Source organism: Kribbella sp. NPDC050281, assembly GCF_040655855.1.
Classification (GTDB): Bacteria; Actinomycetota; Actinomycetes; order Propionibacteriales; family Kribbellaceae; genus Kribbella.
The window spans coordinates 40733-61757 of sequence record NZ_JBFAKS010000003.1; the positions used below are offsets into that span (position 1 = coordinate 40733).

Genomic DNA, 21025 nt, shown 5'->3' on the forward strand with positions numbered 1-21025 from the left:
GATGCTGTACTTCGTCCGGCGGGCCGGGTTCTTCCTGGCCACCCTGTGGGCGGCGGTGACGCTGAACTTCCTGATCCCCCGGCTCCAGCCGGGGGATCCGGCCCAGGCGTTGCTGAACCGCCTGCAGGGTGAGACCACGGCGGTCAACCCTGCCCAACTCGAGGCCATCCGCAAACTGCTCGGGACTCCCGACGGCAACCTGCTGTCGCAGTACTGGGACTATCTGGGCGCCATCGGCACCGGGCATTTCGGGGTGTCGTACTCGTACTTCCCGTACACGGTCACGGCCATGATCAGCAGTGCACTGCCGTGGACGCTGATCCTGGTCGGTGTCACGCAGTTGCTGTCGTTCGCGATCGGCACGTTGCTCGGCGCCTGGGCGGCGTACCGGCGGAACTCGCGGGTCGACTCGGTCATCACGCTCGGGTCGACGTTCGTCGGCACGCTGCCGTTCTTCTGGCTCGCGCTGCTGCTGATCTTCGTGTTCGCCATCACGCTGAACTGGTTCCCCGACGGCGGCGGGTACGGCGGCGGCAGCAGTCCGAGCTGGACCTGGCTGTTCGTCTCCGACGCGTTCCAGCACAGCGTGCTGCCGGCTGTGGCGCTGCTGATCACCGGACCGATCGGCTGGATCATCGGGATGCGCAACAACATGGTCCAGACCCTCGGCGAGGACTACGCGCGGCTGGCCCGTGCGAAGGGACTGCCGCGGCGGAGGATCGCGTTGACGTACGGCGCCCGGATCGCGATCCTGCCGAACGTCACCGGGTTCGCGATCGCACTCGGCAGCCTGCTCGGCGGAACTGTGCTGGTCGAGACGATCTTCAACTACCCCGGGCTCGGCCGGCTGCTGCTGGAGGCGGTGTCGAACAAGGACTATCCGCTGATGCAGGCGCTGTTCCTGTTCACCACGATCGGCGTACTGACCGCGAACTTCCTGGCCGACGTGACGTACGGATTCCTCGATCCGCGAGTGAGACGAGCGGAGGCGGTATGACGACCACTCAGGAAACCATCGACACAGAGGCCTTGCGGGTCACCGCGCTGGAGGCCGACGCGTCCAGCCGACTGCCTGGGTGGTTCGTGATCCTGTGGCGCAACGGGAAGTGCCGGGTGGGCATGCTCATGCTGGCGGCGTTCGTCGTGATCGCCGTACTCGCTCCGGTGATCGCGCCGTACGGCCCGCGGCTCGACGAGTTCGGCGCGTCCGAGGGGCCGACCGCCGCGCACTGGCTGGGCACCACGGCACGTGGTGAGGACGTGTTCTCCCAACTCGTGTACGGCGCTCGCACGTCGCTCATCGTCGGGCTGGTGGCCGGTGTGCTGAGCACGCTCATCGCGATGGCTGTGGGTCTCACCGCCGGATACCTGCGAGGTGTGGTGGACGAGGTGCTCTCGTTCTTCATCAACCTCGGCCTGGTGGTACCGGTGCTGCCGCTGATGATCGTGCTGGCCGGCTACGCCCCGGTGAAGGGTCTCGGGCTGATCATCATCGTCATCACTGTGACCGGCTGGGCGTACGGCGCCCGGATCAAACGCGCCCAGATCATCACATTGCGGACCAGGGACTACATCACCGCGGCGAAGTTCGCCGGCGACAGCACGGCCCGGATCATCGCGTTCGAGATCGTGCCGAACATGATCTCGCTGATCGTGGTCGGCTTCATGGGCGCCGCGCTCGGCGCGATCGGCGCGGAGGCCGGTCTGGCGTTCCTCGGGCTCGGCGATCCGCAGACCGTCAGTTGGGGCACCATGCTCAACCAGGCCAGCCTCGGTGGCGCGTTGACCACCGGCCAGTGGGCCTGGCTGGTGGCGCCCGGACTCGTACTGGCCCTGCTGATCACGTCGTTCACGCTGATGAACTTCGGCATCGACGCGCTGAGCAACCCGCACCTGAGGGAGGACTGACATGGCTCTGCTCGAGGTCAGCGACCTGAGCGTCACGTACAGCCCGCGCGACTCCGCCGCCGTCCGGGCGGTGGACCGGGTCAGTTTCGAGGTCCACGACGGCGAGTTCGTCGGTCTGCTCGGCGAGTCCGGCTGCGGCAAGTCGACGCTCGGCAACGCCGTACTGCGGCTGCTCGACCGGCCGGCCGCGATCACCGGTGGGACGATCAGGTTCGACGGGCGGGACGTGACCACGACGCCCGAGGACGAACTGCGGTCGCTGCGCTGGGTCGACCTGTCCACGGTCTTCCAGTCGAGCATGAACTCGCTCAACCCGGTGATCACCGTGCGGCGCCAGTTCGCCGACACGTTCGAGGCGCACTCTGATGCCCTGGGCAACGACCTGGACGTCGACGCCCGCGCCACCGAGCTGCTCGAGATGGTGTCGCTGGACCACTCGGTGCTGAGCCGGTTCCCGCACGAGCTGTCCGGCGGCATGAAGCAGCGGGTCGCGCTCGCGCTGGCGCTGGCTCTCGAGCCGCGGTTCGTGCTGCTCGACGAGCCGACCACCGGGCTGGATGTCGTGGTGCAGCGCGACATCCTCGACCGGCTCCGCGAGCTGCAGGCACGGCTCGGCTTCGCCGTACTGTTCATCAGCCACGACCTCGGCACGGTCATGGAGCTGGCCGACCGGGTGATGGTGATGTACGCCGGGGAGATCGTCGAGGACCAGCCGGCCGCGGAGATGGTGACGCGCCACCTGCACCCGTACAGTGCCGGCCTGCTGGGTTCGTACGCCGACCCGCGGGACCAGGTCGTCGAGGTCGAGTTCATCCCGGGCCGGCCGCCGGACCTGTCGCAGTCGCACGCCGGCTGCTTGTTCCAGCCGCGCTGCCCGGTGGCGGTGGACGCCTGCCGGACCGTGCACCCCGAGCTGCTGCCCGCGAGTCTCGGCCAGGTGCGGTGCCTGCTCGTCGAGCAGTCCGGCGACGCCCGCGTCGTACTGGAAAAGGCAGCGGAGCTGCGCCGCCGAGATCAGGTGTTCGCCGCCGGCTTGTCGGAGCGGATCGACGCGGAGCCGGTGCTCGTCGTGGACGGCCTCAGCAAGGTCTACAAGAGCAGGCGCGGGCTGAACACGACCGTCACCCAGGCCGTCGACAACGTGTCGTTCGCGCTGCGACCGGGCCGGGTCACCGCGCTGGTCGGTCAGAGCGGTTCGGGCAAGACGACGATCGCCCGCATCCTCACCGGCGTGGAGCGCCCGACCGCCGGATCGATCCGGTTCAAGGACGAGCCGGTCGACCACCTGGGACGGGGTGCGCTGCGGAAGTACCGGCGGCACGTCCAGCTGGTCTTCCAGGACCCCTTCTCCGCGCTCAACCCGACCCGGACCGTGGCGTATGCCCTCAGCCGGCCGCTGCGCAACCACCTCGGTCTGACCGGCGCCCAGGCCCGCGCACGGGCGGCCGAGCTGCTGGAGACGGTCGGGTTGAGCCCGGCGGAGCAGTACCTCGACAAGCTGCCGCACCAGCTGTCCGGCGGACAGCGTCAGCGTGTGGTCATCGCGCGGGCCCTGGCACCCGAGCCCGAGGTGGTCGTCGCCGACGAGCCGATCTCGATGCTCGACGTGTCCATCCGCGCCGAGATCATCGCGCTGCTCGACAAGCTGGTTCGCGACCGCGGCATCGCCATGCTCTACATCACCCACGACCTGCTCAGCGCCCGGCTGCTCGCCGACGATGTGATGGTGCTGAACCAGGGCGTGATGGTGGAGCGTGGCCCGACCCTCGATGTCATCGGAGAGGCCAAGGACCCTTACACCCGCAAGCTACTGGCCGCCATCCCCCGCCCGGGCGCGCGAGACATCGCCTGAACCACGCGCCCGGGAACGGGATCAGACAGTGACCTGGATCAGGACTGCCGACGGCTGTGGCAGGTCGAGCTCGAGGACTCCGGCGGTGAGTTCGACGGGCTCGGGAACCAGCTGGTCGGCTCGACGCAGTTCGTCCCACTGCTCGTCCGTCGGCCAGTCCTGTACGCCGATCCGGTCGGCAAGGGTCGCGATGTCGCCGTGGTCCGCGTCCAGCCGGGTGACTCGCGCCTTACCGCCGTCCTGGACGTGCAGCCGGACGGTACGGCGGAGGGCCGAATCGCCACCGGCCTTGCCCTGGTCCAGCGTGTGGTTCCACACCAGGATGCTCAGGCTGCCGTCGTCGTGGCGTGAGGCCCAGGCCTGCACCAGTCCGTCGGCACCGTCGCCTGACGCCGCCACCGGCAGCTCGGTGTCACCGAGCCGGGAAAGCAGATGCAGCGCGTGGTAGCGCGCCTTGGCGATCCCGCCGACGGTGATGAGCCCGAAGCCGCCGTGCAGCAGCCGCGGCGGCCGCCCGAGCTCTTCGAAGTGGTCGCTCGCCACCCAGTAGGACAGCGCGTCCAGCCGGCCCGACGCCGAACGCATCCCGTGCAGCAGGAACGTCGCCGAGGAGACGCTGTCGTTGACAGGGTTGAAGTGCGTCGGGGTGACGCCCCATTCGGTCCACAGGATCCGCGCCGTACTGCCGTACCGGGCCAGCGTCGGCCGCAGGTCGAGCGGCGAGTTGCCGTAGGTGTGAGTGCTGACGAAGTCGACCGGCGCTCCGGACCGGCTGGTGTGCTCCAGCAGTTCGTCCACCCAGCCGGCGGCCGCCGAGGACGGTCCGCCCACCGCGAGCCGCGGGTCGACCGCCTTCACCGCGGCGGCCGTCACGTCGTACAGACGCATCCACTCGTCGCGGGAGCTGGACCAGAAGACCTCGAGGTTGGCCTCGTTCCACACCTCGAAGTCCCAGTGCAGTACTTCGTCCGCGCCGTACCGGTCGATCAGGTGCCGCACCAGCGAGCCGATCAGGTCCGCCCAGCGGTCCCAGTCCTTCGGCGGCGAGATGATGCCGCCGTACTCGAAGACCGTGCGGTCCGGGTCGGAGGCCAGATCGCACGGCATGAAGCCGAGCTCGACGCACGGGCGCAGGCCGATCGCGAGCAGCTTGTCGTACACCTCGTCGATCCGGCTGAAGTCGTACGCCGGTTCGCCGTCGACCTCCCGGTAGACGCCGAGGTCGTCGTGCAGGATCGCGTGCGCCCGCACGGTCGAGACGCCGATCTCGTTGTGGACCCGACGCAGCGCGGCTTCCAGTTCGATCCCGATCACCTGGCCGCCGGAGGTGTCGGTGCACAGCAGTTGGCTCAGCCGCTCGCTGCCGATCATCGGCTGCCAGGGCTTCGCGAGCGGCGTACCGTCCGCTGCCGTGGCGACGGTCAGGTCGACCACGGGGACGCTGCCGTCCGCGGGTTTGGCGGTGGCGGTGACCGGCTCGCCCACCTCGCCGTGCTCGGTCACGGTCGGCACCGAGGCGACGGCGTAGTCATAGGTGGTGCCGGGCTCGCCGGTGGTGTCGACGTACCACGTCTCCGGGACCGACAGGACGTCACCGCCGAGGTGGTCGACGGGCGCCAGGTCCGCGTGCGGCGAACCGGCCGGCGCACGGTGCACGAGGTAGCCGATCGCGCCGTCCACCGGCTCCCAGCGCAGCGTCACGTGTCCGAGGCCCTCGACCACGGTCAGGCCGGCGGGCGGTGGCAGCTCCGGCACGGGGACGGCCTCGCGCTCGTCGGAACGACTCGCGATGCGTTGCTCCCAGTTCTCGCGGGCGGTGGTTCCGGTGCTCATCAGTCCTCCACGGCGTTTGGTCTGAAACCGGTTTCAGGCCACCCCATCTCACTCCGGGCGAGGTGTCAAGGCGGATCTCAGGACTGTCGGTATTCGCGCGGCGACACACCGAAGTGGGCCCGGAACCGGCGCGACAGGTGGAACTCGTCCGCGAAACCAAGGGTCCGCGCGATCTCCCGGTGGGTCAGATCGGTCAACCGCAGCAGCGTGGCCGCGGCCTGGAGCCGACGCACACTCCGGTACGCCGCCGGCGTCTGACCGACCTGTTCCGCGAACCGGCGCCGGAACGTGTCGTAGCTCAGCCCCGACTCAGCGGCAACGGTCGCCAGGTCCGTGCTCGCGGTGAGGTCGTCGGCCAGCCGGCCCATCGCGTCCACGATCTCCATGCTCACGTCGGGACTGTCCGCGGTGTCGTCGGTGTCGATCAGCCAGTCGGCCAGCGCCAGCAACTGATGCTCCGCGACCCGGCGCGTCCGCGGCGGCGAGCGCAGTACGGTGCGCAGCGCCTCGATCGACGGCGGCGGCACCGGGTACCGCGGTCCGGGGCCGGCCAGATGGGCCAGCGAGTCGAACAGCGGTCCGGTGAACACGACGAACAACTCCGTCCACCGCTCCCCCGCATCGGTGCCGTAGGTGTGCGGGAACCCGGGCGGCACGATCGTGTGCGCGCCCGGCGTGATCCGCTCGTCCCGGCCGTCCGCGTCGCGATAGTTGCCCTCGCCCCCGATCAGCACCGACAGCACGTAGGCGTCCATCACCCGCAGCGTCGACGGCATGATCGGCTCGTCGTCGACCAGTTCACCCGCGAGCACGATCTGACCGAGCCTGGTCACCGGCCCGTCGGAGATCGCGACGACCGTCCGCTCCGCCATGCCGGCCACGGTACGCCAAAATGTTCATGCCAAGGTCGCGCGGAGACATTCTTTGCCGGTCCCCGCCGCCCTAGCGTTTGGAGGGCAGGAACGAGCCGACCGACCGGAGGACCGCATGACGACCTCGACCGACCTGATCACGCCCCAGCACCTGGCACAGTTCCGCGACGAGGGCTACTTCGTGCTGGACAGCGTGCTCACCGACGAGCAACTCGAGCTGCTGCGCGGCGGAGCGCAGTACTCGATCGACAAGCTCGACGCCGCCATGGACGAAGCCGGCACCGACTCGCTTGGCATCAACCACCGGGGCAAGCGGTACTTCAGCAGCATGATCTACCAGGACCGGCCCGAGCTGCGGCAGTTCCTGTTCAGCGACACGATGGCCGAGATCTGCCGGGCGACGCTGGGCGACGACGCCTTCCTGTTCTGGGAGCAGTACGTGATCAAGGCCGGCGACCCGAACACGGCGTTCGCCTGGCACCAGGACTCCGGCTACGTGCACGAGGACCACGACCCCTACCTCACCTGCTGGATCGCCCTCGACGACGTCACCGAGGAGAACGGCTCGGTCTACCTGCTGCCATACTCGCGGTCCGGTATCAAGTCGTACATCAAGCACATCCAGGACCCGGAACTCAACGACATGGTCTGCTACTTCGGCTCCGATCCCGGCATCCCGATGACCGCGAAGGCGGGCTCGATCGTGGTGTTCTCCAGCGTCGTCATCCACCGCAGCGGGGCGAACCTGACCGACCGGAACCGGCGCGTGTACATCGCGCAGTACTCCAAGGAGGTCATCCCGGCCAAGGACGGTACGACGGCGCACGGAGCGTTCGACCCGTTCCTCGACGGCGGCCGCATCATCGCCGATCGCTGACGATCAGGAGTTGCGCGGTGCGTACATGATCACGACGACGCCGACGAGACAGATCGCGGCACCGAGGAGGTCCCAGCGGTCCGGGCGGAAGCCGTCGACCACCATTCCCCACGCGAGCGAGCCGGCCACGAACACACCGCCGTACGCCGCGAGGATGCGGCCGAAGTTCGGATCCGGCTGGAACGTCGCGACGAACCCGTAGGCGCCGAGCGCGATCACGCCACCCGCGATCCACCACAGGCCACGATGCTCACGCCATCCCTGCCAGACCAGCCAGGCACCCCCGATCTCGGCCAGCGCGGCCAACACGAAGAGCCCCGCAGACCGCACCACGGTCACAGGCGATCGGCCAGGGCGTCCAGGACCGCGGTCTGGGTGGGCGGTACGCCGATGTGCAGGTGGAATCGGCCGTCGGTTGTATCGGTGAGGGTGAAGGTGAAGAAGGAGCAGCACTCGGACTCGCGGGCGGTCAGGGCTGCGGTGGTGTCGCGCGCTTCGGCCGCGAGCGTCAAGTCGAGCGTCTGGGGGTCGACGCGGTGGGCACTGCGGAGGTGGTCGGCGAAGAGCTGGTCGAACTCCGCGACCCGGAGTGGTTGCTCCGCGGTCGGCAGGGTGCAGGCGGCCGGAGCCCAGGCGAGGTGATCGGTCATGAGATCGACGGTAATCCCGTACCCAGGTACCGGATGCAACTATTCGGGCTGATCGGTCCAGGTGAGTACGTACGCCACCCCGCCGAATCGGACCTGGTCGCCCGGCCGGACCCGGACCGCAGTGGTGAGCCGGAGGCCGTTGACCTGGGTCCCGTTCATCGAGCCGAGGTCACGCAGCATCCATCCGTCTTTCACGTACCGGAGCTCCGCGTGGCACCGGGACACGGACAGGTCGGCCAACCGCAGCGACGCGCCGGGCCCGCGTCCGATCCGGACCGTCGGCGATCCTGGCGCCGGCAACGCGAGCCCGGGCGGCGGCAGAGTGGGCGTCTTCTGCACGACTCCCACCCGGGGAAGGGACCCGAGCCGCTCGAGGAACCCGAACCAGACACCGACGACACCGCTCGGCTGCCCAGAGGTCCCGCCCTCAACCCGCTCTGGTGGCCGGGTCGGGCTGGGGCTGCGGATGACTTCCAGCCGGGGAAGTCGGGTACGGAAGTCCCGGAGCCGGCGGGTGACGCGGGGCTCCTCGCGAGGCAGGTCGCGGATGGCGTCGGCCAGTTCGCCGCGGCTCTGGGCGCGCAGGACGAAGTTCATCCGGCGGACGAAGGTGTCGTGTGACAGCCGCCCGGTCCCGGCGCCCTCGCGCAGGATGGCCAGGGCACGATCCCGCTCGGCGTCCGACGGACGCGTCCCCTCCGCCGGAACCGATGTCATCCCTGCATTGTCCGGTCCGGTCCGGTTCACTGTCCACCGCCTCCCGGGGGCGGCCGGGGACCAGGTCAGCGGTACTGAATCCGGTAGGCGACGTGCGCGTCACCCTGCGAGAGCCCGATGTTCGAGATCCCGACGACCAGCTGGTGACCGTTGGCGTCGTTCCGGTACGTCAGGTACGTCGTACCTGCCGCGCCTTCAGTCGCGATCCGGCGCCAGGACGGTCCGCCGGATGCGGAGATCTGTGTCAACGCCTTCGTCACCGCGGGCGTCGCGTAGTACGACATCCACTTCGTGTCGCCACGGCCCCAGGCGCGGACCAGGTTGTCGGACCACTGCACCGCGTTCCACGCACGCGGTTCGTTGGCGAGGCTCACGACTCTGGCAGCGTGCCAGCCGCCCGGCCCCCGCAGCTCAGGCGCGGCGTTCGCCACCCCGAGGGTGAGATTCCCGCCGCGGGCGTCGTCGTGGTACGTCACATAGATCGTCCCGGCCGCGCCTTCCGCGGAAACCCGGCGCCAGTGGATCCCGCCGGGCGACGCCTGCGCGAACAGAGCACGCGTGACTTCAGTCGTGCCGTAACAAGCTGTCATTCTCGTGTCACCGCGACCCCAGGCGCGAACCAATCGATCCGCGTAGGTGACCGCATCCAGCCGAGCGACCGACGTACCGCACGAGGCGGCCGTCTGAGCACCGGCCGCAACGGCCGGAGCCGCCGAACCGCCGAGCACGAGCGGGGCAGCAACCGCGAGCGCGGCCGCCATCCCGCCGGCCTTGGACAGACCCTTGATCTTCATGATCAACCTCCCGAGTTGGTCATTTCATCCTCACTGGTTCGACGCGCCCGATCGCCCACGAGTTGGCCGTGGGTGAGAATGACGGGATGCGACTGCCTGTGGTGCCACCGGTCAAGCCGATGCTCGCCAAGCCCGTCAAGGAGATCCCGCGCGGGGAGATGAGCTACGAGCCCAAGTGGGACGGGTTCCGCTCGATCATCTTCCGGGACGGGGACGAGGTGGAGATCGGCAGCCGGAACGAGAAGCCGATGACGCGCTACTTCCCCGAGCTGGTCGAGGCGGTGAAGGCGAACCTGCCGGAGCGGTGCGCGATCGACGGCGAGATCATCGTGATCGGCGCGTCCGGCGACCGACTGGACTTCGAGGTGCTGCAGCAGCGCATCCACCCCGCCGCCAGCCGGGTGAACATGCTGTCGGAGAAGACGCCGGCCCGGTTCGTCGCGTTCGACCTCCTGGCGCTCGGTGACGACGACTACATGGAGCGTCCGTTCGCGGAACGGCGTACCGCGCTGATCGATGCGCTGGCCGGTGTGAAGGCGCCGATCCACGTCACGCCGGCGACGACCAACCGCGACACGGCCGCGGAATGGTTCGAGCAGTTCGAGGGTGCCGGCCTGGACGGGCTGATCGCGAAGCCGTTGGACGTCACCTACCAGCCGGACAAGCGGGTGATGTTCAAGGTGAAGCCGGAGCGCACCGCGGACTGCGTGGTCGCCGGCTACCGCGTGCACAAGAGCGGCCCGGACCGGATCGGATCGCTGCTGCTCGGGCTCTACAGCGACGACGGCACGCTGGCGAGTGTCGGTGTGATCGGTGCGTTCCCGCTCGAGCGGCGCAAGGAGCTCTTCCAGGAGATGCAGCCGCTCGTCACCACGTTCGACGATCACCCGTGGGCGTGGGCGAAGCAGGAGGAAGGCGTCCGTACGCCGCGCAACGCGGAGGGCAGCCGGTGGCAGGCGGGCAAGGATCTGTCGTTCGTGCCGTTGCGGCCGGAGCTCGTGGTCGAGGTTCGCTACGACCACATGGAGGGCATCCGCTTCCGCCATACCGCACAGTTCGTCCGCTGGCGCCCCGACCGCACCCCCGAGTCCTGCACCTACGAACAACTCGAGGAGCCGGTCAAGTTCGACCTGGCCGACGTACTGTCGAGCGCCCAACGCTGATGAAGGTCCTGTACGACGTCTACGCCAGGATCCTGCGACGCCAACTGGCCGGACTGCCGATGCCACGCCACATCGCGATCGCGATGGACGGCAACCGCCGCTGGGCACGACGAGCCGGGTACGACGACGTGCGGGTCGGCCATCGGTTCGGCGCGGAGCATCTGGAGCTGTTCCTGCGTTGGTGTTCCGAGGCGGGCGTCCACTGCGTGACCGCGTGGGTGGCGTCGGCGGACAACATCCGGCGCCGCGATTCGGCCGAAGTCGACTACCTCATGCAGCTGACCGAGACCGTCCTGGCCGAGCATGTACGGCGTGACCACCGGTGGCGGCTCCACGTCGCGGGCCAGCTGGATTTGTTGCCTGACACAACTGCTCGTGCGCTGAAGGAGGCCGTCGAGGCGACACGTGACCGGACGGATGCGGGTGACCTGACGCTCGCCATCGGGTACTCGGGCCGGCTCGAGGTGGTGGACGCCGTACGGGCTGTGCTGGACGAGGCTGCGGTCGCCGGGCGTTCGCTGGAGGATGTGGCCGACGAGCTGAGCGAGGACGTGATCGGCCGACACCTCTATCTGCCTGAACTGCCGGATCCCGACCTGGTGATCCGGACGAGTGGGGAGCTCCGGATGTCGGACTTCCTGCTGTGGCAGGCGACGCGCTCGGAGGTCGAGTTCTGCGACCTGTACTGGCCCGCGTTCCGGCAGGTCGACCTGCTACGGGCGCTCCGCACCTACGGGCGGCGGCGGCTGGAACGATCCAGTTGATCATTTGAGCAGGTGCCTAGGCCAGGAGCGAATACATCGGGCCACCTTGGGGGCACTATGGAGGCATACCGACTGGTAGGAACCGGAGGTTGCGATGTACGACGTCGTACTGCTCGTCGAACAGGAACTGTCGGCGCCGGACGCGAAACGCGTCGTTGAACTGCACCAGGACATGCCCGAGTCCGTCACGTACCACGTGCTCGTGCCGTGTCACAACGCCGAGGCCGGTGTGGAGGCCTCGATCAGCGCGCTGGGCACCGCGGATCTGTACGGTCCAGGGCTGGCCACTCAGCGCCAGGATCTCGTCGAGGCGCAGAAGGCGATCGACACCGAGGCGAAGGGGTGCAGCGGACGCAGCGTCCAGCGGCTGCGAGACCTCGGGCACCACGCGGAGGGCGGCATCTCGCACGACCGCCCGATCGACGCACTGATCGCCACGGTGGAGCACGTGCAGGGCCAGGAGGTCATCATCCTGACCCGGCCGCACGTGGTGGCCGAGTTCTTCCACCTGGACTGGACCACCTCAGCCCGCCGCCACCTCGGCGTACCGGTCCTCCACCTACTGGAGCACGACCCACAGAAGGCCTCCGCCTCGTAGCGGGTCAGAACCGGAGCATGACTGCGTAGGTGACGCCGACCGCGAGGGCGGCCATCAGCAGCGACACCGTGGTGCGGATCGTTCGGTCGCCGGTTTCGCCGTAGTGGCGGCCGTCTTCGGAGTTGTACGCGAGCTTGAAGCCGGCGTAGCCCGCGGCGAGGGCCAAGGCCAGTTTGATCATCGTCTGCTCCCCCCACTACCCCTCAGAACCAAGGTAGCTCGCTCAGACGCCGGCGGCGGTTCCGGTCTCGGCGAACTGCGTGTGATACAGGTCTGCGTACTCCCCGCCCTGGGCGAGCAACTGCTCGTGCGTACCGCGCTCGACAATGTTGCCGCGGTCAACGACCAGGATCAGGTCGGCGTTCCGCACCGTCGACAACCGGTGCGCGATCACCAGCGACGTACGCCCTTCCAGGGCGGTGTCGAGTGCCCGCTGTACGGCGACCTCGGACTCGGAATCCAGGTGCGCCGTCGCTTCGTCCAGTACGACGATCTGCGGTGCCTTCAGCAACAAACGCGCGATGGCCAGGCGCTGCCGTTCGCCGCCGGACAGCCGGTGACCACGGTCCCCCACCACGGTCTCGAGCCCGTCGGGCAGGGACGACACCAACTCCCACACCTGCGCGGCCTTCAGTGCCTCGATCATCTCGTCGTCGGTGGCGTCCGGCTTCGCGTAGGCGAGGTTCGCCCGGATCGTGTCGTGGAACATGTGCGCGTCCTGCGTGACGTACCCGATCGTGTCGTGCAGCGACTGCAGCGTCACCTCGCGTACGTCCTGCCCGCCGACCCGCACGGCTCCACCGGTCACGTCGTACAGGCGGGCCACCAGGTTGGTGATCGTGGTCTTGCCGGCGCCGGACGGGCCGACCAGCGCAACCATCTGACCGGGCTGGACCACGAAGTTCACATCCTCGAGCACCTGCGAAGACACCCGCTTGTCGAGCACAGCGACGGACTCCAGGCTCGCGAGGGAGACCTGCTCAGCCGTCGGGTAGGCGAACGCCACGTGGTCGAACTCGACCCCGGCCCGCTCACTGCGCAGTTCCTGGGCGTCCGGGGCGTCCTTGATCATCGGCTCGAGGTCGAGCACTTCGAAGACGCGCTCGAACGACACCAGCGCGGTCATCACGTCGACCCGCACGTTCGATAGTGCGGTCAGCGGGCCGTACAGCCGGCCGAGCAAGGCGACCAGTGCCAGCAGGGTCCCGACGGTCAGCGCCTCGCGGACGGCCAGGTTGCCGCCGACGCCGTACACCAACGCGGTCGCCAGCGCGGCGACCAGGGTGAGTGCGGTGAAGAACACCCGGCCGAGCATCGCGATCCGGATGCCCAGGTCGCGGACCCGTCCGGCCCGCTCACCGAAGTCCCGGTTCTCGATCGAGGGCGTACCGAACAGCGTGACCAGCAGCGCTCCCCCGACGCTGAACCGCTCGGTCATCGCCGTCGACATCTCGGCGTTGAGGTTCATCTGCTCGCGCGTCAAGGTGGCCAGCCGGCGACCCAGGATCCGCGCCGGGATCAGGAAGACCGGCAGTAGCAGGATCGCCACCACCGTCAACTGCCAGCTCAGCACGAGCATCGCGCCGACCACGAGGATCAGGCTGATGATGTTCGACACCACGCCGGACAGCGTCGAGGTGAACGCCTGCTGCGCGCCGATCACGTCGTTGTTGAGCCGCGACACCAAGGCACCGGTCTGCGTCCGGGTGAAGAACGCGACCGGCATCCGCTGCACATGCCCGAAGACCTTGGTCCGCAGGTCGAAGATCAGCCCTTCGCCGATCCGCGCCGAGAACCAGCGCTGCATCAGCCCGAGCGCGGCCTCGACCACCGCGAGCAGTGCCACCACCAGCGCGAGCGCGGTGACGAGTCCGGCGTTCCCCTTGGTGATGCCGTCGTCGACGATCTTCTTGAACAGCAGCGGCGAGGCGATGACCATGAACGCCGACAGGATGACGAGCACCAGGAACACCGAGATGTACCAGCGGTACGGCTTCGCGAACCGCGCGATCCGGCGCAGCGTGCCCTTGGCGAGCTTCTGCCCGGCCACGGACGAATCCTGACGCCGCCAGCCGTAGGCGCCCATGCCCGCGCGTGCCATCCCTGAGGACATGCGGTTCCTCCCCGCTCCTGTGTCGTGAAGCTTCACAACAGTTCAGGTCATCACAATGTTCCCACTCACCGTCATGCAACCAATGGTTGCGGATGCGGCGAGAGTGCTCTACAGTCATAGGCAACCAAAGGTTGCGAAAGGACGGTGGGTGAGATGGCGGACCGGACCATCGAGCGGGAGATCAGGGTGGAGGCGGCGCCCGAGGTGGTCTACGAGGTGATCAGCTCGCCGGAGCACCTGCGCGAGTGGTGGCCGGACGACGCGGACCTCGAGCCGGTCGCCGGTGCCACCGGGACCGTGTCCTTCGGCGAGAAGCCGGACGGGAAGGTCGTTTCGCTCACGGTCGTCGAGGCCGATCCGCCGCGACGGTTCGCCTTCCGGTGGGACTATCCCGACGGCGAGACAGCCACCGAGGCCAACTCACTGCTGGTGACGTTCGACCTCGTCGCCGCGGGCACGGGCACGGTGCTCCGCTTCGCCGAGACCGGGTTCGACGAGGCCTCCGACGCGCAGTACCGCGATCACATCAACGGCTGGAACTACTTCCTCCCCCGCCTCGTCCCGTACGTCGACCGGCTGGTGTCCGCGCCGTGATCGACGACGGGCTCTGGTCGGCGGTCGGCGATCCGACCCGGCGACGGATGCTCGACCTGTTGCTCGCGAACGGCGGCGGGACCGCGACCGGCCTGAGCGATCAACTGCCGGTCACCCGGCAGGCCGTCGCCAAACATCTCGCCGTCCTCGAGCGGGTCGGCCTGGTGCACGCCAAGCCGTCGGGGCGCGAACGGCGTTACACCGTGGACGAATCACAGCTTTCCCGTGCGATCGCGCAACTGACCTCGGTCAGTGACGCCTGGGACCGCCGGCTCCAGCGCATCAAGCGGATCGCCGAAACCATTCAACGCAGCACAGACACCTGAACGAGAGGCACTCCCATGGTCGACATCTTGCACCGCGTCGGAATCACGGCGTCCCCCGAGGACGTCTCCAAGGCCCTCACCACGATCCCCGGCCTCGCAGGCTGGTGGACCGACGACACGCAAGGCGACGACTCGGTCGGCGGCGTGATCGACTTCCACTTCCCCGTCGCCGGCGGCTCGTTCGGCATGAAGGTGCTGGAGACCAAGCCCGGCGAGCTCATCCGCTGGGAGGTCGTGCACGGTCCCGAGGAGTGGATCGGCACCGAGGTCCGCTTCGACCTCAGCACGGCCGACGACTACACGATCGTCCTGTTCAAGCACGAGGGCTGGAAGGAGCCGGTCGAGTTCATGTACCACTGCAGCACCAAGTGGGGCTCGTACCTGCTGAGCCTGAAGAAGTACGTCGAGACCGGTACGGGCGACCCCGCTCCCCGCGACGTACAGATCAGCAACTGGCACTAGGCGAGGGTTGCCAGGAGCTCCTTCAGCCGGCGCTCCTGGGCCTCCCGCTCGGCCTTCAGCTGATCCTGGTAGGAACGGTCCGCGGCACCGAGGAGCAACGCCTTGGTCTCGCGGATCGCTCCTGGGAGCGGCGACAGTAGCGCCTCGGTCAGATCCTCGACCGTCCCGGCGAGCTCCTCCGGCGGTACGACGATGTTCGCCAGACCGAGCTCCTTCGCCTCGTCTGCCTCCACCCAGCGGGTGGTCGCGCAGAGCTCCAGCGCCCGTGAGTACCCGACGAGCTGGACGAGCGGTTGGGTGCCGCCGAGGTCCGGCACCAGGCCGAGCGCGGTCTCGCGCATGCTGAAGCGGACGTCCGGGGTGACGACACGGAGGTCGCAGGCCAGTGCCAGTTGGAAGCCGGCGCCGATGGCGTGACCCTGCACCGCGGCGATGCTGATGATCTCGGGCCGCCGCAACCAGGAGAATCCCGCCTGGAAACCGGCGATCAGCTCGTGCACCTCGGCGGTGGGCTTCGCCCCGAGCGTGAGCAACGCCTCCTGGCCGTCGACAGCCTCACCCATCATCAGCCGCCGGTCGAGTCCCGCCGAGAACGACGGTCCCTCCCCCGACACCACGACCACGCGAACATCGGCCGGCAGCGACGTACCGAAGTCGGCCAGCGCCCGCCACATCGCCGGGGTCTGGGCGTTACGCACCTCGGGCCGGTCCAGCACCACCCGTGCGACCGGGCCTTCCACGGTCAAGCGCAGTTCCTTCATGCGAGGAACATTACTCGCGATTAACTTAGGCGAGCGACACCAGGTCGGCGTAGTCGTTGGTCCACAGGTCTTCCACGCCGTCCGGGAGCAGGAGGACGCGCTCTGGTTCGAGGGCCTCGACCGCGCCCTCGTCGTGGGTGACCAGCACGATCGCACCGGCGTACGACCGGATCGCGTTCAGCACCTCGGCGCGCGAGGCGGGGTCCAGGTTGTTGGTCGGCTCGTCGAGCAGCAGCACGTTCGCGGCCGAGACCACCAGTGTCGCCAGGGCGAGTCGGGTCTTCTCGCCACCGGACAGCACCCGGGCCGGCTTGTCCGCGTCGTCGCCGGTGAACAGGAACGAGCCGAGCACGCTGCGCGCCTGTGTCTCGTTCAGGTCCGGGGCCGCGGACTTCATGTTCTCCAGCACCGTCCGGTTCACGTCGAGCGTCTCGTGCTCCTGCGCGTAGTACCCGAGCTTGAGCCCGTGCCCGTCGATCACCTCGCCGGTGTCGGACTTCTCCAGCCCGGACAGCACCCGCAGCAGCGTCGTCTTGCCGGCACCGTTCAGCCCCAGTACCACGACCCGCGAGCCTCGGTCGATCGCGAGGTCGACGTCGGTGAAGATCTCCAGTGAGCCGTACGACTTTGACAGTTCGCGCGCCATCAACGGCGTCTTGCCGCACGGCGCCGGCGTCGGGAAGGCGATCTTGGCCACGCGGTCGGTCTTGCGCTCGTCCTCGAGCGAGGACATCAACTGCTCGGCCCGCCGCAGCATCTGCTGGGCCGCTGTCGCCTTGGTCGCCTTGGCGCGCATCTTGTTCGCCTGGTCGACCAGCTGGGTCGCCTTCTTCTCCGCGTTCGCCCGCTCGCGCTTGCGCCGCCGCTCGTCGGCCTCGCGTTGCGTCAGGTACGCCTTCCAGCCGACGTTGTAGACGTCGATCTCGGCCCGGTTCGCGTCCAGGTGGAACACCCGGGTGACGGTCTCCTCGAGCAGGTTCACGTCGTGGCTGATCATGATCACGCCGCCGGGGTAGGACTTGAGGAAGTCGCGCAGCCAGACGATCGAGTCGGCGTCGAGGTGGTTGGTCGGCTCGTCCAGCAGCAGCGTCTCCGCCTGGGCGAACAGGATCCGGGCCAGCTCCACCCGTCGGCGCTGACCGCCTGACAGTGTGCCCAGGGGTTGCCCCAGCACCCGATCCGGCAGCCCGAGGTTCGCCGCGATCCGGGCCGCCTCCGACTCGGCGGCGTACCCGCCGGCCGCGTGCAGGTCGGCCTCGGCCCGCTCGTAGCGCCGCATCCCCTTCGCGCGGGTCTTCTCGTCGGCGCTGGCCATCGACTTCTCCGCGCTGCGCAACCGGCGTACGACGTCGTCCAGGCCGCGGGCGGACAGGATCCGGTCCCGGGCCAGGATCTCCAGATCCCCGGTCCGCGGGTCCTGCGGGAGGTAGCCGATCTCACCGGAGGTGGACACCGAGCCGCTGGCCGGCAGACCCTCACCGGCCAGGATCTTCGTCAGCGTGGTCTTGCCGGCGCCGTTGCGCCCGACCAGACCCACCTTGTCGCCGGGCCCGACCCGGAACGAGGCGGGCGCGAGCAACTGCCTGGCACCGACGCGGACCTCGAGGTTGGAGACAGTGATCATCGCGGTGGCAGGCGTCCTCAGGGTCGGGAGTCAAGGCAGGGGGCGGGCGGTAGCGGGTCGGCGGCGCAGCGTCACGACACACCAGAATCCCCCGCTGTCGGGTCGTGCTTCGAGGTGGGATGAACCTCGAGCGATTGCGGTGTTCAGGTGCGTGCATCGCGGTGCTTGAGGGGCGTCCTCGATGCGGAGCATCGTGGACGGTCCTCAAGTGCCGCGAGGTGCGTGCCTGCGCGCCGCAAGCGCCGAGGGGCATCCCGCCTCGAAGCACTAGTCTAAGTGCTGTGAAATTCAACCCGGACGCGGATCTCGACACCAGTGGGGTCGAGGACACTCGTGGGAGCGGCGGAGGCGGCGGCGGGCTGCCCGGCGGGATGATCCCGGTGGGCGGTGGCATCGGCGGCATCATCCTGCTGGTCGTCATCCTGCTGCTGAACGGCGGTCTGCCCGGCGGCGACGGCGGCAGCCAGGAGCCGAGTGTCCGCAACACGGCGGCCGGCAATCTGGACTCGTGCAAGAAGGGCACCGACCTGCAGGACAACCCCGACTGCCGGTTCGTGTTCTACCAGAACTCGATCGAGGGCTTCTGGGCCGCGGAACTGCCGCGCCGGGGCAAGAAGTACACCCGGGCGCCGATGCGGGTCTTCGACGGCTCGGTCAACACCGGCTGCGGACCGGCCACCAGCGCGGTCGGGCCGTTCTACTGCCCGCCGGACAAGCGGGTCTACCTGGACCTCGGGTTCTTCCAGACGCTCCAGTCCGAACTGGGCGCGAAGGGCGGCAACTTCGCCGAGGCGTACGTCGTGGCCCACGAGTACGGCCACCACATCCAGAACCTGTACGGCATCCTCGGCCGGATCAAGTCCCGCAACGGCCCGACGTCGGACTCGGTCCGGTCCGAGCTGCAGGCCGACTGCCTGGCCGGGATCTGGACCAACCACGCGACGACCGTGCCCGACAAGGACGGCGACACGTTCATCAGCGGCCTGACCGAGGACGACATCGCCCGCGGCCTGGACGCGGCAGCCGCCGTCGGTGACGACCGGATCCAGCAGAAGACCCAGGGTCAGGTGAATCCGGAGAGCTTCAGCCACGGCACCGCCGAGCAGCGGATGCGGTGGTTCAAGGCGGGGATGGACTCCGGCGACATGAACGCCTGCGACACCTGGTCGGCCAACCCACTCTGACCCCAGCCCCAGCCTGCCCCACCCCTCCCCATCTGGCTGGCTGACCAGCGAAAGTGTGGGTTTGCCACCCGCACGCCGGTGGCCAACCCACAACCTGGATGGTCAGCCAGCCAGCTGGGGAGAGGGTCAGATGGGAGGGGGTCAGATGGGAGGGGTCAGTCGGCGCCGGAGCGTTTGTCGACGACGCGGCGGACGATCAGACCGACCGCCAGCGCGGCGGCGACCAGGATGGCCGAGATGATCGCCCATTCGAGCGAGGACGCGCCGAACTGGGTCCGGCCTCCGCGGGCACGCTGGGAGCGGGCCCGCGCAAGCGCATAACCGGCCATGGCACGCCAGAACTGCAGTTCCGAGTTCAACCGCTGTCCTTCCCTGTGCAATGGCCGCGAGGACCTCAGTATGCCCAGGTGGAAGGACGTTCACGCCTCAGCGCGAATCGTCCGGAGGGTCGGTCAGCTCGATCCGGATCGCCCGGGCGTCGGCGCCGGCCTGCTCGAGGACCCTCTGTTTCGGATCGGGTACGCCGAGGAACGGCGGCCGCACGAGTCCGGCCAGGTCCTTCAGTCGCGGATCCTCCAGCACCGTGTCGATCGCCCGGCGGTCTCCCCCGCACACGAGCGCTTCCAGCCGGGCTGACCCGAGGATCCGCACCGCAACCTCGGTCGCGGCGGCGAACGCCTCCCGCGCCTGGTTGTCCCGCCGCCGCGCGTACCGCTGCTGCGACCAGCCGCCCGCTTTGGTCGTCCCCTGCACGTGGCGTGATCCGACCTTGGAGTCGACAAGCTTGCCCCCGGCAAACACTCCGGCGCCGTAGCCACCGCGCCGGACAAGCAGCACGCCCAGCCGCCACTCGCGCAGCACATGAGCAAGGAGCCCGTCTTTCGACAACTCCTCCAGTGGTGCGAACGGCACCTCGACGACGGCGACGGAGCCGTCCGACGCGGAGGCAGTGACGCTCGTCGGCGTCACGTCGTACGTCACTGCGCCGTGGCGGTCACCGAAGCCGGCCAGCCACCTGTCCAGCCGCTCCGGTGCCACCGACACCGTTCGGGTCACACGTTGAAGCCGAGCGCCCGCAGCTGGTCGCGGCCGTCGTCGGTGATCTTCTCCGGGCCCCACGGCGGCATCCAGACCCAGTTGATCCGGAAGTCGTTGACCAGGCCGTCCAGCGCCATCCGGGTCTGGTCCTCGATCACGTCGGTCAGCGGGCAGGCCGCCGACGTCAGCGTCATGTCGATGATCGCCGTACTGGTGTCGTCCACGGTGATCCCGTAGATCAGGCCCAGGTCGACCACGTTGATGCCGAGCTCGGGGTCGACGACATCCTTGAGCGCCTCGGTCACGTCCTCGACCGCGGCCGGGCTGGTGCCGGGCTGTGATGCCTGGGACGCCTGCGCCGCCGCCTGCAGGTCGACCTCGGGCAGCTCGATCTTCTCGTCGGTCTGGTCAGGCATTGCTCACTCCTTCTTGCTGTGCGGCGTCCTGGGACTCGTTCTGCGCCAGCGCCCGGGCGGTCGCGTCCCGCCAGGCCGACCAGCCCAGCAGCGCACACTTCACCCGGGCCGGGAACTGCGCGACGCCCGCGAACGCGACGCCGTCCTCCAGAACCTCTTCGTCCGGCTCGACATTCCCCCGGCCCTGCATCAGCTCGAGGAACTTCTCGTACGTCGCCATGCCCTCGGCGACCGGCTTGCCGATCACCAGATCGGACATCACCGAGGTCGCGGCCTGACTGATCGAGCAGCCGACGCTCTCGTGCGTGACGCCGGTGACGGTGTCGCCGTTCAGCTCCACGCGCAGCGTCACCTCGTCCCCGCAGGACGGGTTCACGTGGTGCACTTCCACGTCGTACGGATCCGCCAGCCCCGCGTGGTGCGGGCTGCGATAGTGATCCAGGATGATCTCCTGGTACAGCGAGTCAAGCTGCATGAGA

General features: G+C 68.7%; 25 protein-coding genes. 11 read left to right on the forward strand and 14 right to left on the reverse strand.

What is annotated here, in order from left to right:
• The first annotated feature begins 1 nt into the window (after position 1).
• The 3 genes from AB0I34_RS04425 to AB0I34_RS04435 are packed head-to-tail and all read left to right on the forward strand — an operon-like array spanning position 2 to position 3760.
• Entirely contained in the window at positions 2-997 is a 996-nt protein-coding gene (locus AB0I34_RS04425; protein ID WP_360439234.1) for an ABC transporter permease, read from the forward strand.
• Positions 994-1908, forward strand: a complete 915-nt coding sequence (locus AB0I34_RS04430) for an ABC transporter permease (RefSeq protein WP_360439237.1) — start codon at positions 994-996, stop codon at positions 1906-1908. The genes AB0I34_RS04425 and AB0I34_RS04430 overlap by 4 nt, the downstream gene beginning before the upstream one ends.
• Before the next feature lies 1 nt (position 1909).
• Entirely contained in the window at positions 1910-3760 is a 1851-nt protein-coding gene (locus AB0I34_RS04435) for an ABC transporter ATP-binding protein (RefSeq protein ID WP_360439240.1), read from the forward strand.
• A gap of 21 nt (positions 3761-3781) precedes the next feature.
• Here AB0I34_RS04435 and AB0I34_RS04440 read toward each other — a convergent pair whose 3' ends face one another.
• Together AB0I34_RS04440 and AB0I34_RS04445 are read right to left on the reverse strand one after the other, a co-directional pair.
• Entirely contained in the window at positions 3782-5593 is a 1812-nt protein-coding gene (locus tag AB0I34_RS04440; protein WP_360439243.1) for a xylan 1,4-beta-xylosidase, read from the reverse strand.
• A gap of 77 nt (positions 5594-5670) precedes the next feature.
• Positions 5671-6465, reverse strand: a complete 795-nt coding sequence (locus AB0I34_RS04445) for an AraC family transcriptional regulator (RefSeq protein WP_360439246.1) — start codon at positions 6463-6465, stop codon at positions 5671-5673.
• A gap of 115 nt (positions 6466-6580) precedes the next feature.
• Between AB0I34_RS04445 and AB0I34_RS04450 the strand changes: the two genes are divergently transcribed.
• Positions 6581-7342 (forward strand): phytanoyl-CoA dioxygenase family protein, encoded by a 762-nt coding sequence (locus tag AB0I34_RS04450; protein ID WP_360439249.1) that lies wholly within the window; start codon positions 6581-6583, stop codon positions 7340-7342.
• Between the two features lie 3 nt (positions 7343-7345).
• Here the strand turns inward: AB0I34_RS04450 and AB0I34_RS04455 are convergent, their stop codons facing one another.
• The 4 genes from AB0I34_RS04455 to AB0I34_RS04470 form a co-directional block, all read right to left on the reverse strand.
• Positions 7346-7681 (reverse strand): YnfA family protein, encoded by a 336-nt coding sequence (locus AB0I34_RS04455; protein WP_360439252.1) that lies wholly within the window; start codon positions 7679-7681, stop codon positions 7346-7348.
• Positions 7678-7992 (reverse strand): hypothetical protein, encoded by a 315-nt coding sequence (locus AB0I34_RS04460; protein ID WP_360439255.1) that lies wholly within the window; start codon positions 7990-7992, stop codon positions 7678-7680. The genes AB0I34_RS04455 and AB0I34_RS04460 overlap by 4 nt, the downstream gene beginning before the upstream one ends.
• A gap of 39 nt (positions 7993-8031) precedes the next feature.
• Positions 8032-8709, reverse strand: coding sequence for a DUF1707 and FHA domain-containing protein (locus AB0I34_RS04465; RefSeq protein WP_360439258.1), 678 nt, complete (start codon positions 8707-8709; stop codon positions 8032-8034).
• Positions 8710-8774: 65 nt separating this feature from the next.
• Complete coding sequence (locus AB0I34_RS04470) at positions 8775-9503, reverse strand: hypothetical protein (protein WP_360439261.1); 729 nt, start codon at positions 9501-9503, stop codon at positions 8775-8777.
• Positions 9504-9589: 86 nt separating this feature from the next.
• On the opposite strand from AB0I34_RS04470, the gene AB0I34_RS04475 reads away from it, so the two are divergent.
• The 3 genes from AB0I34_RS04475 (at position 9590) to AB0I34_RS04485 (ending at position 12028) form a co-directional block, all read left to right on the forward strand.
• Positions 9590-10666 (forward strand): ATP-dependent DNA ligase, encoded by a 1077-nt coding sequence (locus tag AB0I34_RS04475; protein WP_360439264.1) that lies wholly within the window; start codon positions 9590-9592, stop codon positions 10664-10666.
• Entirely contained in the window at positions 10666-11430 is a 765-nt protein-coding gene (uppS, locus tag AB0I34_RS04480; RefSeq protein ID WP_360439267.1) for a polyprenyl diphosphate synthase, read from the forward strand. Before AB0I34_RS04475 ends, uppS begins: the two co-directional genes overlap by 1 nt.
• A gap of 94 nt (positions 11431-11524) precedes the next feature.
• Positions 11525-12028 (forward strand): hypothetical protein, encoded by a 504-nt coding sequence (locus AB0I34_RS04485; protein ID WP_360439269.1) that lies wholly within the window; start codon positions 11525-11527, stop codon positions 12026-12028.
• 4 nt (positions 12029-12032) lie between these two features.
• On the opposite strand, the gene AB0I34_RS04490 is transcribed toward AB0I34_RS04485, so the two are convergent.
• Complete coding sequence (locus AB0I34_RS04490) at positions 12033-12209, reverse strand: hypothetical protein (RefSeq protein ID WP_360439271.1); 177 nt, start codon at positions 12207-12209, stop codon at positions 12033-12035.
• Positions 12210-12251: 42 nt separating this feature from the next.
• Positions 12252-14141, reverse strand: a complete 1890-nt coding sequence (locus AB0I34_RS04495; RefSeq protein ID WP_360439274.1) for an ABC transporter ATP-binding protein — start codon at positions 14139-14141, stop codon at positions 12252-12254.
• 153 nt (positions 14142-14294) lie between these two features.
• Between AB0I34_RS04495 and AB0I34_RS04500 the strand changes: the two genes are divergently transcribed.
• From AB0I34_RS04500 to AB0I34_RS04510, 3 genes are read left to right on the forward strand one after another with little or no spacing between them, the layout of a single operon-like run.
• Positions 14295-14735: an SRPBCC domain-containing protein gene (locus tag AB0I34_RS04500; RefSeq protein WP_360439277.1), complete on the forward strand. Its 441-nt coding sequence runs from the start codon at positions 14295-14297 to the stop codon at positions 14733-14735.
• Entirely contained in the window at positions 14732-15061 is a 330-nt protein-coding gene (locus AB0I34_RS04505; RefSeq protein WP_360439280.1) for a metalloregulator ArsR/SmtB family transcription factor, read from the forward strand. Before AB0I34_RS04500 ends, AB0I34_RS04505 begins: the two co-directional genes overlap by 4 nt.
• Before the next feature lie 15 nt (positions 15062-15076).
• Positions 15077-15523, forward strand: a complete 447-nt coding sequence (locus AB0I34_RS04510) for an SRPBCC domain-containing protein (protein WP_360439283.1) — start codon at positions 15077-15079, stop codon at positions 15521-15523.
• Here AB0I34_RS04510 and AB0I34_RS04515 read toward each other — a convergent pair.
• Together AB0I34_RS04515 and abc-f are read right to left on the reverse strand one after the other, a co-directional pair.
• Positions 15520-16284 (reverse strand): enoyl-CoA hydratase/isomerase family protein, encoded by a 765-nt coding sequence (locus AB0I34_RS04515; RefSeq protein WP_360439285.1) that lies wholly within the window; start codon positions 16282-16284, stop codon positions 15520-15522. The two genes, AB0I34_RS04510 and AB0I34_RS04515, sit on opposite strands and share 4 nt — an antisense overlap.
• A 25-nt stretch (positions 16285-16309) precedes the next feature.
• Positions 16310-17908, reverse strand: coding sequence for a ribosomal protection-like ABC-F family protein (gene abc-f, locus AB0I34_RS04520; protein ID WP_360439288.1), 1599 nt, complete (start codon positions 17906-17908; stop codon positions 16310-16312).
• A 281-nt stretch (positions 17909-18189) separates the two neighbouring features.
• Here abc-f and AB0I34_RS04525 point away from each other — a divergent pair, with 281 nt between their 5' ends.
• The gene (locus AB0I34_RS04525) at positions 18190-19092 is read left to right on the forward strand and encodes a neutral zinc metallopeptidase (RefSeq protein WP_360439291.1); all 903 of its coding nucleotides are present in this window, start codon (positions 18190-18192) and stop codon (positions 19090-19092) included.
• Positions 19093-19247: 155 nt separating this feature from the next.
• Here AB0I34_RS04525 and AB0I34_RS04530 read toward each other — a convergent pair whose 3' ends face one another.
• From AB0I34_RS04530 to sufU, 4 genes are all read right to left on the reverse strand, one after another.
• Positions 19248-19451, reverse strand: a complete 204-nt coding sequence (locus AB0I34_RS04530) for a hypothetical protein (protein ID WP_360439294.1) — start codon at positions 19449-19451, stop codon at positions 19248-19250.
• 67 nt (positions 19452-19518) lie between these two features.
• Complete coding sequence (locus tag AB0I34_RS04535) at positions 19519-20148, reverse strand: acVLRF1 family peptidyl-tRNA hydrolase (RefSeq protein WP_360439297.1); 630 nt, start codon at positions 20146-20148, stop codon at positions 19519-19521.
• Positions 20145-20546: a metal-sulfur cluster assembly factor gene (locus AB0I34_RS04540; RefSeq protein ID WP_360439300.1), complete on the reverse strand. Its 402-nt coding sequence runs from the start codon at positions 20544-20546 to the stop codon at positions 20145-20147. Before AB0I34_RS04540 ends, AB0I34_RS04535 begins: the two co-directional genes overlap by 4 nt.
• The gene (sufU, locus tag AB0I34_RS04545; RefSeq protein ID WP_360439303.1) at positions 20539-21021 is read right to left on the reverse strand and encodes a Fe-S cluster assembly sulfur transfer protein SufU; all 483 of its coding nucleotides are present in this window, start codon (positions 21019-21021) and stop codon (positions 20539-20541) included. The genes AB0I34_RS04540 and sufU overlap by 8 nt, the downstream gene beginning before the upstream one ends.
• Positions 21022-21025 lie beyond the last annotated feature (4 nt).